The 16,348-nt window shown below is 64.2% G+C and carries 17 protein-coding genes; 9 read left to right on the top strand and 8 right to left on the bottom strand.

Features of this window, described 5'->3' with window-relative positions; all coding sequences use genetic code 11:
• Nucleotides 1-10 precede the first annotated feature (10 nt).
• Entirely contained in the window at nucleotides 11-496 is a 486-nt protein-coding gene (locus HACJB3_RS11245) for a hypothetical protein (RefSeq protein WP_008416703.1), read from the bottom strand.
• Nucleotides 497-589: 93 nt separating this feature from the next.
• Here HACJB3_RS11245 and HACJB3_RS11240 point away from each other — a divergent pair, with 93 nt between their 5' ends.
• Nucleotides 590-2,203, top strand: coding sequence for a long-chain-fatty-acid--CoA ligase (locus HACJB3_RS11240; RefSeq protein WP_008416705.1), 1,614 nt, complete (start codon nucleotides 590-592; stop codon nucleotides 2,201-2,203).
• 14 nt (nucleotides 2,204-2,217) lie between these two features.
• On the opposite strand, the gene HACJB3_RS11235 is transcribed toward HACJB3_RS11240, so the two are convergent.
• From HACJB3_RS11235 to HACJB3_RS11215, 5 genes are all read right to left on the bottom strand, one after another.
• Entirely contained in the window at nucleotides 2,218-2,478 is a 261-nt protein-coding gene (locus HACJB3_RS11235) for a DUF7520 family protein (RefSeq protein ID WP_049934425.1), read from the bottom strand.
• A 225-nt stretch (nucleotides 2,479-2,703) separates the two neighbouring features.
• Nucleotides 2,704-4,458, bottom strand: a complete 1,755-nt coding sequence (locus HACJB3_RS11230; RefSeq protein ID WP_202946614.1) for a cbb3-type cytochrome c oxidase subunit I — start codon at nucleotides 4,456-4,458, stop codon at nucleotides 2,704-2,706.
• Between the two features lie 84 nt (nucleotides 4,459-4,542).
• A complete protein-coding gene (locus HACJB3_RS11225) occupies nucleotides 4,543-4,770 on the bottom strand; it encodes a DUF6684 family protein (protein ID WP_008416709.1) in 228 nt (75 codons plus the stop codon).
• Between the two features lie 43 nt (nucleotides 4,771-4,813).
• Nucleotides 4,814-5,197, bottom strand: coding sequence for a DUF7541 family protein (locus HACJB3_RS11220; RefSeq protein WP_008416710.1), 384 nt, complete (start codon nucleotides 5,195-5,197; stop codon nucleotides 4,814-4,816).
• A 38-nt stretch (nucleotides 5,198-5,235) separates the two neighbouring features.
• Nucleotides 5,236-5,496: a DUF7410 domain-containing protein gene (locus HACJB3_RS11215; protein ID WP_008416711.1), complete on the bottom strand. Its 261-nt coding sequence runs from the start codon at nucleotides 5,494-5,496 to the stop codon at nucleotides 5,236-5,238.
• 90 nt (nucleotides 5,497-5,586) lie between these two features.
• Here HACJB3_RS11215 and HACJB3_RS11210 point away from each other — a divergent pair, with 90 nt between their 5' ends.
• Nucleotides 5,587-6,492, top strand: a complete 906-nt coding sequence (locus tag HACJB3_RS11210) for a cytochrome c oxidase subunit 3 (RefSeq protein WP_008416712.1) — start codon at nucleotides 5,587-5,589, stop codon at nucleotides 6,490-6,492.
• A 654-nt stretch (nucleotides 6,493-7,146) separates the two neighbouring features.
• Here HACJB3_RS11210 and coxB read toward each other — a convergent pair.
• On the bottom strand, nucleotides 7,147-8,052 hold the full coding sequence (gene coxB, locus HACJB3_RS11205) for a cytochrome c oxidase subunit II (RefSeq protein ID WP_008416713.1): 906 nt from the start codon (nucleotides 8,050-8,052) through the stop codon (nucleotides 7,147-7,149).
• Between the two features lie 160 nt (nucleotides 8,053-8,212).
• Here coxB and HACJB3_RS11200 point away from each other — a divergent pair, with 160 nt between their 5' ends.
• Together HACJB3_RS11200 and HACJB3_RS11195 are read left to right on the top strand one after the other, a co-directional pair.
• Entirely contained in the window at nucleotides 8,213-9,547 is a 1,335-nt protein-coding gene (locus HACJB3_RS11200; RefSeq protein WP_238532868.1) for a heme o synthase, read from the top strand.
• The gene (locus HACJB3_RS11195; RefSeq protein WP_008416715.1) at nucleotides 9,544-10,287 is read left to right on the top strand and encodes a DUF7546 family protein; all 744 of its coding nucleotides are present in this window, start codon (nucleotides 9,544-9,546) and stop codon (nucleotides 10,285-10,287) included. Before HACJB3_RS11200 ends, HACJB3_RS11195 begins: the two co-directional genes overlap by 4 nt.
• On the opposite strand, the gene HACJB3_RS11190 is transcribed toward HACJB3_RS11195, so the two are convergent.
• Nucleotides 10,284-11,297 carry an aldo/keto reductase gene (locus HACJB3_RS11190; RefSeq protein WP_008416717.1) on the bottom strand — a complete coding sequence of 338 codons (1,014 nt, stop codon included), beginning with the start codon at nucleotides 11,295-11,297 and terminating at the stop codon, nucleotides 10,284-10,286. The two genes, HACJB3_RS11195 and HACJB3_RS11190, sit on opposite strands and share 4 nt — an antisense overlap.
• Before the next feature lie 323 nt (nucleotides 11,298-11,620).
• Here HACJB3_RS11190 and HACJB3_RS11185 point away from each other — a divergent pair, with 323 nt between their 5' ends.
• Genes HACJB3_RS11185 through HACJB3_RS11165 form a run of 5 tightly spaced genes read left to right on the top strand, consistent with a single transcriptional unit; the run spans nucleotide 11,621 to nucleotide 16,333 of the window.
• A complete protein-coding gene (locus HACJB3_RS11185) occupies nucleotides 11,621-12,727 on the top strand; it encodes a PstS family phosphate ABC transporter substrate-binding protein (RefSeq protein WP_013199504.1) in 1,107 nt (368 codons plus the stop codon).
• Between the two features lie 23 nt (nucleotides 12,728-12,750).
• On the top strand, nucleotides 12,751-13,689 hold the full coding sequence (gene pstC, locus HACJB3_RS11180; RefSeq protein WP_008416720.1) for a phosphate ABC transporter permease subunit PstC: 939 nt from the start codon (nucleotides 12,751-12,753) through the stop codon (nucleotides 13,687-13,689).
• A gap of 14 nt (nucleotides 13,690-13,703) precedes the next feature.
• Nucleotides 13,704-14,621: a phosphate ABC transporter permease PstA gene (gene pstA, locus HACJB3_RS11175; protein ID WP_008416721.1), complete on the top strand. Its 918-nt coding sequence runs from the start codon at nucleotides 13,704-13,706 to the stop codon at nucleotides 14,619-14,621.
• 48 nt (nucleotides 14,622-14,669) lie between these two features.
• Entirely contained in the window at nucleotides 14,670-15,590 is a 921-nt protein-coding gene (locus HACJB3_RS11170) for an ABC transporter ATP-binding protein (RefSeq protein ID WP_008416722.1), read from the top strand.
• Nucleotides 15,587-16,333 (top strand): ABC transporter permease, encoded by a 747-nt coding sequence (locus HACJB3_RS11165; RefSeq protein WP_008416723.1) that lies wholly within the window; start codon nucleotides 15,587-15,589, stop codon nucleotides 16,331-16,333. Before HACJB3_RS11170 ends, HACJB3_RS11165 begins: the two co-directional genes overlap by 4 nt.
• Nucleotides 16,334-16,348 lie beyond the last annotated feature (15 nt).

Below are 16,348 nucleotides of genomic sequence, written 5' to 3'. Positions count from 1 at the left end.
CGCCAACCGATCACTCGGCGTCGGATCCCCCGGCGGCGGCTTCCAGTACTGTGAGTCGGTCCTCGAAGTACGCCGGCGCGTCCCGGTCGGCCTCGAACTCGACGACGCGTTCCATGGCCTCCCGGCCGTCGTCCACGTTCGAGCGCAGATCTCCCGCGAGTGCGTCGTAATCGTCCGCTAATTCGCGAAACGCCTCCATTCGGGCCTGTTTGGTCCTGACGAGTAGTTGTTGTCTCTCGACGTCCGACTCCATCGCCTCGATCCCCTCGAGGTCGACGTCGTCGTCCGGACCCTCTGTGGACTGCGGCGTCGCCGGTCCCGCAGAGCGCTCGTCGAGGCGCGCGCGGATCTCTTCGGTCTTCGCGTCGATCTCCGCGAGCAACTCGTCGGCCTCCGTGACCATCGTCTCGACGCTGCCCCGGAGGAGACCCGCCTGTGTCCGACAGTACTCGACGAACTCCTCGGTCGTCGGCGCCGAGCCGTTCTCTCCCGTCATGTTCGAGTGTTGGCTCGGTCTCCGGATATCAGTTGGGACGACCGCCTTCGACGAAAACGTATATCACGATTTGTGATAAAAGTCCGGCGAGGTATGCACAAGCCACTGCTGACGACCGACTTTTTAGACCGGGCACGCAGGCACTACGGTGACCAGGAAGCCGTGGTGGCGACCACGGGGGAGCGATTCACGTACGGGGAACTCGGCGACCGGGTCGATCGGCTCTCGGCGGCCCTCGCAGAGCGGGGGATCGAGAAGGGCGACCGGGTTGCGGTGCTTGATCCCAACACCCACTACCACCTCGAGGCGGCCTACGCGATCATGCAACTGGGGGCGATCCACACGCCGCTGAACTACCGGCTGGTCCCCGAGGACTTCGAGTACATCCTGAACGACGCGGGGGTGAAAGCGGTCATCGCCGATCACGAACACGCCGGAAAGATCGAACCGATCCGCGGGTCGGTCCCGACCGACCTCTACATCTCGAACGATGCGAACGCCACCGACGGCGACTGGGTGGATTTCGACGCCCTACTTTCGGACTCGACCGGCGAGTACGACCGCCCCGAGATGACGGAAGACGAGGTCATCACGATCAACTACACCTCGGGGACCACGGGCGACCCGAAGGGGGTCTGTCGGACCCACCGGACCGAGACGCTCCACGCGTATCTCGTCAGCCTCCACCAGGAGATCCGCGACGACGACGTTTATCTGTGGACGCTGCCGATGTTCCACGTCAACGGTTGGGGGCATATCTACGCGATCACGGGGATGGGTGCGAAACACGTCTGCACCAGAGGAATCGACGCCGAGTGGATCCTCGAGACCATCAGGACCGAGGACGTCTCGTATCTGTGTGCCGCCCCGACTGTGTTGAACATGCTGATCGAGCGCTACGAGGAGACCGGCGAGGGGACCCAGGGGTCCAATCCCGTCCGGGCGGCCACGGCGGGCGCCGCGCCGCCCGAGGCGACCATCCGGACCGTCGAGGACGAGTTCGGCTGGTATCTCAAACACGTCTACGGCGCGACCGAGACCGGCCCGCTGATCACGACCTCTGACGCGAGACGGCTGTTCGATCCCGACTCGACGGATCGCTTCGCGATCAAGAAGCGACAGGGGCTTGGCTATCTCGGAACCGAGATCCGCGTCGTCGACGACGAGGGCGAGGACGTCCCCCGCGATGATGCCACCATCGGCGAGATCGTCGTCCGGGGTAATCAGGTGATGGAGGGCTACTGGGAGAAACCCGATGCCACGGAGGAGGCCTTCTCGGATCGGATCGAGGGGTACTACCACACCGGCGACTTGGCCGTGGTCGACGAGCACGGGATGATCTCGATCCAAGACCGCAAGAAGGACATCATCATCTCCGGGGGCGAGAACATCTCCTCGATCGAACTCGAGGACACCCTCTTCGAGCATCCCGCCGTGGCCGACGCCGCGGTAATTCCCGCGCCGAGCAAGAAGTGGGGTGAGACTCCGAAGGCGTTTCTCGTCCCCGCGAACGGCGATCCCGACAGTCCGGGCGCGAGCGCCGAGGAGATCACCGAGTTCACCCGTGAGCGACTGGCGGGCTATAAGGTCGTCCACGAGATCGAGTTCGTCGAGGAACTCCCCACGACCGCTACCGGGAAGATCCAGAAGTTCGAACTGCGCCAGCGCGAGTGGGACGAGGAAGACCGGATGGTCGGCGAGGGGTAGTCGACCGGATTAGGTCACTCGACCGACGAGGCGTATCGTACCCCGAGTAAGAGCACCCCGAGCAAGAGGGCGATCGTCACCGACCCGTAGACGGCCAGACCGATCGGCGTCGGCGGGATCGGGATCACGCCGAGCAGTGCGACCGACCGGAGGTCCTCGACGATGGAACCGAGGAGAAACCCCATGATACCTGCGAAGACGACCAACCCGACGTAGATCGCCACGACGACCCGATGGCCCGAGACGCGCGATCCGGCGGTAGCTGATTCGCTCACGGCGGGGGTTCGGCCGGCGAAGCGATGAGGCTTTCCCTCCACCGATCCGACTGGGGATATGCTCGACAGGGAGCTCACCGAAAAGGAGCTACTGGCGATCGTTCTGGGCGGTATCGCCGTACTGATGGCCGTCACCGCCGTGGTTATCGTTACGACCGGGTAGCGACGAGCCGGTTTGTCGGTCTCCGACTCGAATCCGGGCGTCGAAAAGGAAAAAGCGGTTCTTTACTCGCGTTCGCCGCCGTCGGTCATCGCGGTGTCATCGTCAGGTTCGCCGCCGTCAGCGAGTCGGGTTTCGAGTTGGTGTTCGAACCACGCCCACTCGTGGGAAACCATTCCGTCTTCCTTGAGGTTCCACGGGTCGCCGCTCTCGACACGGGGCCCTTCGAGCCACGACTGGATGATGTTCCACAGGAAGACGACCCCGCCGATGAAGATGAGAAACGCCCCAACCGTCGTGGCCTGATGGAGGGTCGCGTACTGGGGCAGGTACTCGGCGTACCGACGGGGCATCCCGCCGTAGCCAAGCAGGATCATCGCGAAGAAGGTCACGTTCGTCCCGATAAAGGAGAGCCAGAAGTGGATCAGCCCGAGCGAGCGCTGGTACATCCGGCCCGTCATGAGCGGGAACCAGTAGTAAACGGCCGCAAAGAGCGCAAAGCCGATCGCGCCCATCACGATATAGTGGAAGTGTCCGACGACGTAGTAGGTGGCGTGAAGTACGGCGTCGACGGGGATGGAGGCGAGGAACACGCCGGTGACCCCGCCGATGATGAAGTTCGAGACGAAACCGAGACAGAACAACATCGGCACCGTCAGGCGCAGACGGCCCGACCACAGTGTCGTGATCCAGTTAAAGACCTTCACTGCGCTCGGCACCGCGATCGCGAGCGAAACCGCCATGAACGCCGAGCGGATCCGGGGATCGATACCCGTCGTGAACATGTGGTGGGCCCACACGCCAAACGAGAGCACGCCGATGGCGAGCGTCGAGTAGACGACGAACTTGAACCCGAAGAGCTTGCGGCCTGCAAACCGGGGCAGGATCAGGCTCACCAGCCCCATCGGGGGCAACACGAGGATATAGACCTCGGGATGGCCGAAGAACCAAAAGAGGTGCTGATAGAGGATGTACCCGCCACCCTCGGTGGTGAAGAAGGTCGTCCCGAGGTTCCGGTCGAGCAGCAACATGAGCAACACGCTGCCCAACAGCGGGAATGCAAAGAGGATCAATCCCGACTGGGTAAGCATCGTCCATGAGAAGATGTCGAGTCGCTCCCAGCCGACGTCGGGGGCACGCTCGGTGAAGATGGTCGCGATGAAGTTGATCGCACCCAGCGTGGCGCTGATTCCCGAGAGGTGCAGCCCGAGTAACATGAAGTCGACCCCGAGTGCACTCTGATCAAGCGACAGCGGCGGGTACATCGTCCAGCCGGTCTGGGCGGGTTCGATCCCGACGGCCATCAGGAGAAACGGCGCCCAGATCAGCGACCCGGCGACCGGAAGCAACCAGAAGGCAATGGCGTTGATCCGGGGAAAGGCCATGTCGTCGGCCCCGATCAAAAGCGGGAGGACGTAGTTACCGAACGCGGCGATCATCGGCGTCCCGAACAGGAACAGCATCGTGATCCCGTGGCTCGTCATCAGGGCGTTGTACGTCGTCGGGTCCATGAGGACCGTCGTCGGCGAGAACAGTTCGGTCCGCATCAACGCGACCGTCACCCCTCCCCATACGAGCGCAAACGTACCGAAGATCGCGTAGAGGATCCCGATGTCCTTGTGATCGACCGTGGTGAGCCAGCGGATGAGTCCGCCGGGTTTTTCGTGTGTTCCGTGCGCGCTGTCGTCGACCGCACGCCCACCCCCACTGGCGAGCGGCGTGTACGAACGCCAGTCCTCGATGCGGGCGATCCACCCTGCGACGATCAACAGGAGGAGCCCCATCAGGACGGTCAAGGCTATTTGCCCGTCTACCTGCATACCCGACTCTCAGTAACGGAGCGTAATGAAAGGTTAGGTTCCGCCCGTCGTGGAGAATCGCCCGCAGCGACGCCGCCCGCGGAGTTAGATGCGCTTTGCGGTCGCGTACGTCAGGTGCAGGAGTCCCCAGATCATACTGATGATGATCGTCAACATGTAGATGCTCATCAGCGATCCGTCCTGCCACCCGCTCGGGGTCGCGACGACGTACAGGACGAGAAAGAACATTAGAATGGCAAACGGCACCAGGTTCACCGTCGAGTCGAGCAGCGTCTCCTTGTTGAAGACGCGGTCGTCGAGCAGTCGGCTCATACCCGCCCTTCCCGGTCGGCGATCAAATAGCTAGTGGTTCTCCCTACAGCGGCGAGGCACGTCCCGCGAGCACGCGCCCAAGCAACGACCCACCCATACACATCAGTCCCGCGATCGCGATCGAAATCGCCCGAAACCCCAGATCGAGCGCCCCGCCGCCGCCAAGCGGGTAGATCGCCGTCAGGACGACCCCGACGATCGCGAGGACGAGCCCGAGCGCGCCGACGGCGGGCCAAGGCGTCTTTGCGTACCCCGACTCGCTCAGGATCCCGCCGAGGCTGCCGACGAGCAACAACAGTCCCCCCACCGCGATCGCGATAAGATCCAGAAAGACACCCACCTCCGCGAGCGCCAGCCCAAGCGCGACGAACAGCGGCCACGGGCTGGCCTTGCGGTGTCGGTCGCTCAACCCCGATTGCTCTTCCATGCCCCGACTAGCGGCCAGTCGACCGAAAACCCATCGAACTAGCCGACGAAGAGATACAGGTACAGGAACCCGAAGTAGACGAGGAGAAGCGCCGCGAGCGCCTTCAGCCGGAACCGCTTCATCTCCTCGGTCTCGCCCCGATAGACTTCGACGAAACGCTCGCGGTCGGACTCCGAAAGCACCTCCGGGTGGTCGAGGCCGAGATGGAGGGTGACGTACTCCGTGCGCGCGAATGGCCGGCCACACTCCGGGCAGGTGGCCGGGGCCTCGTCGGCTCGCTCGAAGACCGGTGCTGACATACCCGGCGGTTGTCCCCGATAGCGGTTGTAGGTTCCGGACCGTCGGCGCGGTTGGGAGCCTTTTTGGTAATCGACGCAGAACCCAGAGTTATGACCGTTTCCGAAGACTCTGGCGACGACCACGGCCACCACCTGCCGGCCGTCGAAGACTGGCCGAAGGGCTTTGGTGAGGCCAGTTGGTGGCCCTTCATCGCCGCGATGGGGGCCTCGGGGATCTACATCGGGGCCGCACTGTTCATCCTCGCGATGGGCGAACTACCGCTGCAGCCGCTCGTCGGCGGCGGGCTCGTTCTCGCGAGCGTCATCGTATTCCTCGTCGGGCTGTATGGCTGGGTCTACCACGCGTTCATCAAGGCGTTCTGGCAGGGTGACGGTCACGGCAACAGCGGCCTTCGCTGGGGGATGGTCCTGTTCTTGTGCACCGAAGTCGCGACCTTCGGTGCGCTGTTCATCTACTACTTCCAGATCCGGATCGCCAGTTGGCCGCCCGCCGACTTCGAGGTGATTTCGGGACCGCTCGTCGCCGGCACCGTCGCGCTGGGCTCGATCGAGATCCCCATCATCAGCGAGATCGTCCTCGCGAACACGCTCATCCTGATACTGAGCAGCGGGACGATCCACTGGGCACACTCCCAGTTGCTGAAGGACAACCGCCGGAACTTCATCCTCGGCCTCGGAGCGACCCTCCTGCTCGGCGTGATCTTCCTCTTCGGCCAGAGCTACGAGTACTACGAGTTCATCGTCCACGAAGGGTTCACGCTGGCCGCCGCCCAGGAGGCGCTGTACGCCAGTGCCTTCTACGGGCTGACCGGCCTGCACGGGCTGCACGTCTCGATGGGTGCAGTGCTCATCGCCATCGTCTTCGTGCGCGCGCTCTACGGCCAGTATTCGGCCGAACGCCACACTTCGGTCTCGACGGTCTCGATGTACTGGCACTTCGTCGACGTCGTCTGGATCTTCCTCGTCGCCGTGCTGTACCTCGGCGCGGTCGTCTGAGGCGTCGTTTCGCTTCCGTAGGCGAGCGACAGACCGACTGATAGACGGCAACGCTTGGAGCGGTCACGACGGGTGGCGATGACTATTGAGGACCAGTGGAGTGCTCGCGTATGTCCGGGCGCCCTCTCGATAGCAGTGTGAACGTTCGATCAGACGGTGTCGTTTGAGCCGTTTCTCTCGGGGTAGCTCTTAGAGACGATCCAGTCGGTCAGTATGTGCTCTTACCGGTCGAACTCGACCCGGTGTATGGACTGAATCCGGAGGTCGTCTAGCTCCGTCGTCTCTCCTGTTTGTGTCGATAGCCACCTCGTTACCACGGCAACCGACGCCGATGCGCGGTGCCGGTCGACGGGCCCGGAATGCGAGAGGGCGTTCGCTCTCGACTGTCGCGGTTGTTTCAACCGAGGCAGGGATCGCGAGACGAAGCCGAACGGACGAGAACGGGGAGCGACACTGTGACGAAAGAGTGGCCCAGCAGGCGTTGCAGTGTCGCCACGGCAACTGCGGGACTACGAGATCCGGGAGACGGGCCCGACGGACTGGCCGCACTAGATGCTCGGCATCATAGGTGATTACGGTCGTGACGACGCGTCCGAACCGAACATCGCGTGGACTCCGAAAAAGAATCCGGATCCTCTCGGACTGGAAACGGCCCTACTGGCCGCCGGTCTGGTTGCCGCTACTTGCGTTGCCACCGGCCTGTTCGCTCGCGTTGCCGCCACCGCTCTCGTTTCCGGCCTGGCTCTCGTTACCGCTTGCCTGTTCGCTCGTGTTGCCTCCGGCTTGCTGGTCGCCGCTCTGTCCGCTTTCGTTACCGCCGCCGGCTTGGCTCTCGTTGCCGCCCTCAGCGCTGGCCTGTTGCTCCTGGACCCACTGCTGGTACTCGTCCTCGCTCACCGCGTTGATGGTGAAGTACATGTTCGAGTGGCCCACGCCACAGTACTTCGAGCAGTAGCCCTGGTACTCGCCTTCCTCGTAGACTTCGGTCTTCACCATGTTTCGCTGGCCGGGGTTGGCGTCCTGTTTCAGCCCGAGATCGGGAACGTGAAACCCGTGTATGTAGGAGTTTTGCTCGGCATCAGCGCCCACGTTGAAGTAGATCTGGGTGTCGGTCGGGATCGTCGCCTGGCCGGTCGTCTGGATGCCCTCGTCCTGGTAGTTGAAGTTCCAGCCGTAGTTGAACGCGACGACCTCGATCTCGACGTCGGCCTCGTCGGGCACGTCGTCGTTCTGGGCGGTGATGAAGGGATCGGCCATCACCTGATAGGACGCCAGCCCGACGAACAGCAACACGATCGCGGTCGCGACCGTCCACGTGATCTCCAAGCGACGGTTCTCCTGGGTCGGTTTGGGGTCGTCGTTGTTCCGGAACTTGAACACCGCGTAGATCAGGATCGCCTGCACCAGGATCGTGATCGGGATCGCGGCGTACAGGAGCGCGTTGTTCAGGTTGCCGATGAGTTGATCGTTGATAGAGGTCTGCGCCGCGGCGGGCTCTGCAACGAGCGCGAACAGCCCGAGACAGAGGATCCCCACGAGGGCGCGCCGGCTCCGTTCCATACCGCGTCCTTTGTGAGGGCGAGCATAAATGTGTGCGTTTTCGAGCGGGGGCGGTCACATCGCGGCCTCTAAGTACGCCCGCTCCAACGATTACCTAGACGTGTCCACGGAATCGCTTGGCGACGGATCCCGGTCTCTCGGCGTGCTCGCCGCGACCGCGATGGGGGCGTACCTACTGGTGATCGCGGGCGCGACGACCGCGCTCACCGACGCCACCGCCGCGTGTTCGACGTGGCCCGCCTGCAACGGCGGGTATCCCTTTACGGGTGCCGCGGTGACCATCGCCTGGACACACCGACTGCTTGCGGCGCTGGTCGGGGTCGGCGTCCTCGCGAGCGCCGTCGTCGGCTGGCGAACCGGTTCGACGCGGATCCGCACGGCTCTCGGGATCCCCGCCGTCCTCTACCCCGTCCAGATCGGGATCGGCGCGGTCGTCGCAACGACCGGCGCACCCCCGATGGTGTCGGCGCTCCACCTGCTGATCGGGACGGCCATCTTCGGTGGCCTCTTGCTCGGTCTGGCGTGGTCGCTCGAACGGCGGTTCCCGACCCGCGAACGCGACGAACCGCTCACGAAATCGCCCCCCACCGAAGCGACCCCGGAGTCCGCAACGCCACGACCGACAGGCGGGTTGCGTGCGACCCTGGGCGCGTACTACAGCCTGATGAAGCCGCGGCTGATGTGGCTGCTCTGTCTGGTCGCGGCCGCGGCGATGACGCTTGCGGCCGGTCCGAACCTCCCGGTCGTCACCATCGTCGCCACCCTTCTGGGTGGCGTACTCGCCATCGGCGCGAGCGGTACCTTCAATCACGTACTCGAACGCGACGTCGACCAGCGGATGAAACGCACCGCCGACCGCCCGCTCGCGACCGAGATCGTCCCGGTGAGCCACGCGCTGGCGTTCGGTGCGCTCCTGGGGCTCGCTTCGCTCGGGACCTTCTACGTCTTCGTCAACGCGCTCGCGGCCCTGCTGGGACTGACCGCGATCGTCTTCTATAGCGTGATCTACACGCTGGTTCTCAAACCGAACACCGTCCAGAACACCGTCATCGGCGGTGCGGCGGGCGCGTTGCCCGCCTTGATCGGCTGGGCCGCTGCGACGGGGGAGATCGGCCTGCCGGCGCTCGTGCTCGCTGGCGTGATCTTCTGTTGGACGCCCGCGCATTTCTACAACCTCGCGCTCGCGTACAAGGACGACTACGCCCGCGGCGGGTTCCCGATGATGCCCGTCGTTCGTGGCGAGCGCCTCACCAGAAAACACATCGTCTACTATCTGGGCGCGACGCTGATCGCCGCGAGCCTGCTCGCCGCGGTTGACACGCTGGGCTGGCTTTTCGCTGCGACCAGCGTCGTTTTCGGGGCGATCTTCCTGCGGGAAGTGATGGCGCTGCACCGCGAACAGACCCGCGAGGCGGCAATGCGCTCGTTCCACGCCTCGAACGCGTATCTGGGCGCGCTGCTGTTCGCCATCATCGTCGACGCGCTCGTGCTATGACTCGAACCGATACGCTCTCTTTCGACGCGCTCCCCGAACGCTTCCGACCGCGGACCGCGACGCTGCTGTACGGGGGCCTGCTGGTCAACACCGAACTCGCCGTTCTGTTGGTCTATCACCTCCTCGCTGACGTCCGCGTCGATAGCGTCTTCGCGGTCGTCTACCCCTTCATCTGGATCAACGTCGGGCTGTGGGCCATCGTGCGGACGAATCCCGACCCGCGCGCACCGCGCCACCGGTATCTCGCGGGTGTCGTCGCCGGGGGTTACCTCCTCGCGCTGTTCGTGCTGGGGGGGCTGCTCTGGACGGGGGTTCCACAGCTCCCCACCGGGGTCGACGTCTCGATGCCCTCCCCGGGGATCGGACCCGTCGTCTCGTATAACGGCCCGCTTGTCCGCGCGACGTTCGTTCCGTTCCTCGTCGTCGGCTACCTCGCCCTCTCGTATCTCGTCTACGCGACCCTGATCGACGCCGCGGGCTCCGCGATCGGCGGCGTCATCGGCCTCTTTTCGTGTTTCTCGTGTGTCTGGCCGCTGATCGCGCCGATCTTCGTCGGCGCGTTCGGCAGCGCGGGGACCGCGGTGGCTACGAGCCTCCAGTCGTACGTTGCCGGTACTGCGATCTTCCTCGTCACTATCGTCCTGCTGTACTGGCGGCCGTTCAAGCGCGAGCACGGGGGCGATGACGGCGAGAACTCCGAGGAGCGCTGGCGGCGAAAACGACGAGAACGTCGCGGTTAGTGACCGAAGCGCCGCCCCTCTTCCTCGTAGCGCGCGTCGTCGATCCGTGCGCGCTGCTGGTCCGAGAGCTCTACTTCGACCGCTCCGACGTTCTCCTCGAGTTGGCCGGTCGTGCGCGCGCCGACGATCGGCGTACACGAGAACGCCTCTTGGTCCATCAGCCAGCGCAGTGAGACCTGGGCGGGGGTCGCGCCCTCCTCGTCGGCGACCGCGCGGATCTCCTCTAAGACCTGCCAACCGCGCTCGGAGACGTAGTAGTCCTCGAAGCGGTCGTCGAGGTCCGCGCGCGAGCCCTCGGGGCCGACGACCTCCTCGCCCTCGCGTTCGTACTTGCCGGTGAGGAATCCGCCCGCCAGTGGCGAGTACGGACAGACCGCCAGATCCTGATCGGCCGCCACGTCGAGGTAGTCCGCGACGTCGTCGCGATACGCCGCGTGAAAGAGCGGCTGGGTGACCTCGAAGCGCTCGAAGCTGTTGACCTCGCTCTTCCACAGCGCCTTCGTCAGCTGCCAGGCGGCCATCGTGCTCGCGCCGAGGTAGTTGACCTTGCCCTTCTCGACCAGCGTATCGAGCGCGGAAAGCGTCTCCTCGATGGGCGTGTCCTCGTCGAAACGGTGGACGTAGTACAGATCGAGGTAATCAGTACCGAGCCTGTCCAGCGTGCCCTCGACCTGTGCGCGGATGTGCTTGCGTCCCAGCCCCGAATCGTTCGGCCCGGGTTCTCCCCAGCCGTCAAAGGGGAAGTAGACCTTCGAGGCGAGCACGAAGTCCTCGCGGTCGTGCTCGGCGAGCCACTCGCCGATGTACTCCTCGCTGGTCCCGTTGGGGGTGCCATAGACGTTCGCGGTGTCGATGAAGTTGACACCGTGCTCCCAGGCCGTATCGAGGAGGTCGTGGGCTTGTTCTCTGTCGGTTTCGACGGTGCCGTTGCTCTCCTTGCCGAACCGCCAGGTGCCGAAACAGAGTTCCGAGACTTGCGTGCCCGTCGATCCGAGGCTGTGATACTCCATACGTCCCCTGTCGGCGCGATCACCTAAACGCTCACCGTCCCGGCCAACGCTTCGGGTTCGGGCGACTGCATCCGCGCAAGCGCCGACGTAGACGAATATATATTGAGGGGTCGAAACGCTCTATTAACATTCGTATCAAATTCAATACCTCAGTCCTGCCGGCAACGATACCACCATCGGCAACGAGGCTCCCACGTAGCACGGTCTCGGCGTGACTCACGGTTCGGAGCGCCGACGGCTACCCGTACTTAGATATATAGATATTGTCGAATATATATTACTCATAGCATGGTATTTCCCGTATCCGTCGAATGGGTTACGTGATGGCAGACGATCCAAGCAAGACTCGTGTCGAAGCGGTATCGCGCCGGGAGCTCCTTGCGACCGGAGGGGCGGCCGTTGCGATCTCGATCGCTGGGTGTAGCGGTGGAAACGGGGGCGAGGGTGGCAACGGGTCCGGTGGCTCGTCGAGCGGCAATGGTTCGGGTAGCGGCTCGGTTTCGGGTCAGGTTATCATCGCCGGTAGCAGTACCGTCTACCCGATCTCGCAGGCGATGGCCGAGGAGTTCCAGCGGGAGAACCCCGACGTCAACATCTCGGTCGACTCGACCGGGACCGGTGGCGGCTTCGAGAACGCGTTCATCCCCGGCGATTCGGACATCAACGGGGCCTCGCGAGAGATCAGCGAGGAGGAACAGCAGGCCGCCGAGGAGAACGACATCACCCCGATCGAGATGCAGGTCGGTAGCGACGCGCTGACCTTTGCGGTCAACAACAACGCCGACTGGGTCGATTGTGTCACCTTTGAGGAGCTCGCCCAGATCTGGGGCCCTAACGGCGCCCAGCAGTGGTCCGACGTCCGCGACGACTGGCCGGACCAGCCCTTCGAGCTCTACGGCCCGGCGACCACCTCCGGTACCTTCGACTTCTTCACCGAGACCGTCATCGGTGAGGGAGGCTCGCACCGCTCCGATTACGAGAGCACCGAGCAGGACAACATCATCGTTCAGGGCATCGAGGGCTCGGAGAACGCGATGGGCTACTTCGGATACGCCTACTACGATGAGAACCAGGACCGGATCAAGGGCCTCTCGATCGACGGCGGTAACGGCAGCTGTGTCGAGCCGAGCCTTGAAACCGCACAGGCCGGTGACTACCCGCTCGCCCGACCGCTGTTCATCTACGTCTCCGAAAGCTCGCTGCAGGAGAACCAGGCAGTCGAGGAGTTCGTCCGGTTCTACATCAACAACTCCTCGTCGGACCTCGTCAGCGAGATCGGCTACGTCCCGGCCAACGAGAGCATGGTCGAGGAAAACCTCTCGACGATCGATGAGGTCGTCGGTGGAGGTGCTAGCGGCGACAGCGGCAACGCCAGTAACAACAGCAACGACGATAGCGGCAACGCTAGCAACAACAGCAGCGGCGCATAATCACAGTACATAGCTGATAACAGATGAGTACGGAAACCGACACACTCGATCTCGAAGACGGCGCCAGCCGTTCGCTTGAAGAGCGAGTGATCGAAACCCTGCTGTTTATCTCCGCTGTGATCTCGGTATTCGTAACGTTGGGGATCATCTATACGCTCACAGCGGACGCGATCGGCTTTTTCCGGGATGTCTCCCCCCTGACGTTCCTCCTCGGGTCCGAGTGGTCGCCCGCGATCGAGCCGAACCAGTTCGGCGTGCTACCGCTCGTCACTGGGACGCTGCTCGTGACGGTACTGTCGGCGTTGATCGCCATCCCCGTCGGGCTCGCCGCAGCGATATACCTCTCGGAGTACGCGAGTTCGCGTATCCGATCGGTGATCAAGCCCGCACTCGAAGTGCTTGCGGGGATCCCGACGGTCGTCTACGGCTACTTCGGGCTCGTATACATCACGCCGGTCCTCGACTCGGTCGGGCTGAACGTCGGGACGTTCAACGTCCTTTCGGCCTCGATCATGGTCGGCGTCATGATCATCCCGATGGTCTCCTCGCTGAGCGAGGACGCGATGAGCGCCGTCCCCGACGAGCTCCGGCAGGCGGGCTACGGGCTTGGCGCGACGAAGTTCGAGGTCTCGACGGGGGTCGTCGTTCCCGCGGCTGCTTCAGGCATCTTCTCGGCGTTCATCCTCGCTCTCTCACGGGCGATCGGCGAGACGATGATTGTGGCGGTCGCAATGGGCCAGCGCTCACGGATGTTCTCGTTCGAGAGCTTCCCGGGCATACTGCTCGAATCGGGCCAGACGATGACCGCGGCAATGGTCCAGCTCGGAACCAGTGACGTTTCGGCCGGCACGACCGCATATAGCGCGCTGTTCGCGATCGGACTGACGCTATTTGTGATTACCTTCCTGATGAACCTCACCGCGGAATGGGTCGCAAGCAGATATCAGGAGGAGTACCGCTAATGGAGGACAGATAGATGGCAGGAAACAACGCACAGACACAGACCGACGACTGGTTCGACACCGGTGGCTCCGGTGACTGGCGTGGGCGAATCTTTCAGGGAGTCTGCCTTGGCGCGACGCTGTTTGGCATCCTGATGGTCGGGGTCCTGCTCGTGTACGTTACGCTCGATGCATTCGCGCTCACACAGCCGAACACCCCACGGTGGCTCGATTGGCAGTTCCTGACGAGTGCTCCGTCGCGCTTCCCCGATGAAGCGGGGATCTATCCCGCACTCATCGGGTCGATCATGATGATGATCGTTGTCGCAGTGGCGACGGTTCCCATCGGTGTGGGTGCGGCGCTGTACCTCGTCGAGTACGCCCCGCAGAACCGGTTCACGGAACTGATCCAACTCAACATCGCGAACCTCGCGGGCGTTCCGTCCGTCGTATACGGGCTACTCGGCCTCGCGCTGTTTATCCGCGTTTTTACCCTCCCTTACGGGAGCGTTCTCGTCGGCGGCATGGCTGTTGGCCTACTGATCCTTCCGATCGTCATCATCTCCGCACAGGAGGCGATCGACAGCGTGCCGGACTCACAGCGCGAAGCGTCCCTTGCGATGGGCGCGACTCGCTGGCAGACAACTCGTAACGTCGTCCTGCCGGGGGCCCTTCCCGGTATCCTGACCGGAACGATCCTCGCGTTCGGGCGCGCGATCGGCGAGACGGCCCCACTGTTGATGATCGGTGCGGCCGCGACGATTTATAACCCGCCCGCGGGCTTTCTGGCCCGGTTCAGTGCGATGCCGCGCCAGATCTACACGTGGTCGGCCATGCCGAGCCCCGAGTTCCGGTACGGCGTGCTCGCCGCAGGCGTCGTCACCCTTCTGGCGGTGATGCTCTCGATGAACGCCGCGGCGATCCTGATCCGAAACAGATACCAACGCCGGTAGCGCCCCGGGATCGAACCCCTTAGGACGGCCTCGCTACTTCCACCCGATATGGACAACGCGCTCGTCGCCGAGGACCTCTCGCGGTCCTACGGCGACACCGCCGCGCTCGACGGCGTCTCGCTGGCCGTCGAACGCGGCGAGGTGTTCGCGCTTATCGGCCCCAACGGTGCGGGAAAGACCACGCTCGTCCGGGCGCTGACCGGAACGACGACGCCCGATGCCGGCGAGGTGTCCGTCTTCGGCGCCCCGCTCGGCGCGCTCGACGAGAATCGCATCTCGTTACTTCCACAGGCGTTCTCACCACCCGAACGGCTGACCGGCCGCGAACTGCTCGCGTACTACGCCGGCCTCTACGACGAGTCGCGGCCGGTCGAGGACGTGCTTTCGGAGGTCGGAATGGCCGACGAGGCCGACGCGTGGTACGAGACCCTCTCGGGCGGGCAGCAACGCCGGATCTGCGTGGGCTCGGCGCTGGTCAACGACCCCGACCTGCTCTTTCTCGACGAACCCACGACCGGGATCGACCCCGCGGGCCGGCGGGACCTCTGGGCGCTGATCGGCGACCTCGCCGACGGGGGAACGACCGTCCTTCTCACGACCCACAACATGGCCGAGGCCGAGGCGCTCGCCGACCGGGTGGGGCTGCTCGCAGACGGCCGACTCGTCGAAGTCGGTTCTCCCGACTCGCTCGTCGCGACACACGGCGGCGAGAGCCGGCTGGTCGTCGAGACCGACGCCGGACCCGACGCGCTCGCGGGCAGCGGGTATCGGGTCTCGGCCACGCGGGGCGAACTCACGATCCACGGGATCGACCCCGAGGGGATCGCTACGGCCGTACGGGCCCTCGAACGCGCCGGCGTCGAGTACGAATCGCTCGCCTGGACCCAACCCACACTGGAGGACGTCTACCTCGAACTCGCCGACGAGCGGGCCCCCGAGGAGCCGGCGACGGTCGGAGGTGCCCAATGAACTCGTTCGCGCGCACCCGAGCGGAGTTCGTCGCCGCGTGGCACTCCTTTATCCGCCGTCGGACGGCAGTCTTTTTCACCTTCTTCTTTCCGGTCCTCCTGATCGTCATCTTCGGAGCGCTCGTGACCACCGACCCCACGGGCGGGGGCCTCTTTACGGAGCCGCCGGAGTACTACCTGCCGGGGTATCTCGCGGTCGTCGTCCTCTTTACCCCGCTGTCGCGGGTCGGGAGCACCGTCGCGCGCCATCGGGACGGCAACCGCTTCGAGAAACTGGCGACCACGCCCTTGAGCAGGACCGAGTGGCTGCTCGCACACACTCTCGTGAACGCGATCCTCGTCGGGGTCGCCAGCGCGATCCTCCTTGGCGTGCTCTGGTTGCTGACCGACGCCACCTTCGTATTTTCGCCCCTCTTGCTCCCGTTCGTCGTGATCGGCACCGCCGTCTTCTGTGGCATCGGCGCGATCCTCGGGCGGGTCGCGGACTCCCAGGACGGCGTGATCGCCGCCGCGAACACTATCGCCCTGCCCATGCTGTTTCTCGCCGAGACGTTCGTCCCGCCGACGCTCCTTCCCGAGTGGATGGGGCCGGTGATCGACCTCCTTCCCCTCACCTATTTCTCGCGGGGCGTGCGCGCGGCTACCGTCTCCGGCGGGCCGTGGCTCGCGGATCTGGCGGTCCTCACGGCGCTCGCAGTCGTCTTCTTCCTCGTCGGCGCGTACGCGCTGCCCGAGACCGATTGATATGCGAACGTTTAT

The organism is Halalkalicoccus jeotgali B3, from assembly GCF_000196895.1.
In the GTDB taxonomy this organism is placed as follows: Archaea; Halobacteriota; Halobacteria; order Halobacteriales; family Halalkalicoccaceae; genus Halalkalicoccus; species Halalkalicoccus jeotgali.
This window is presented reverse-complemented; position numbering and strand designations above follow the sequence as displayed.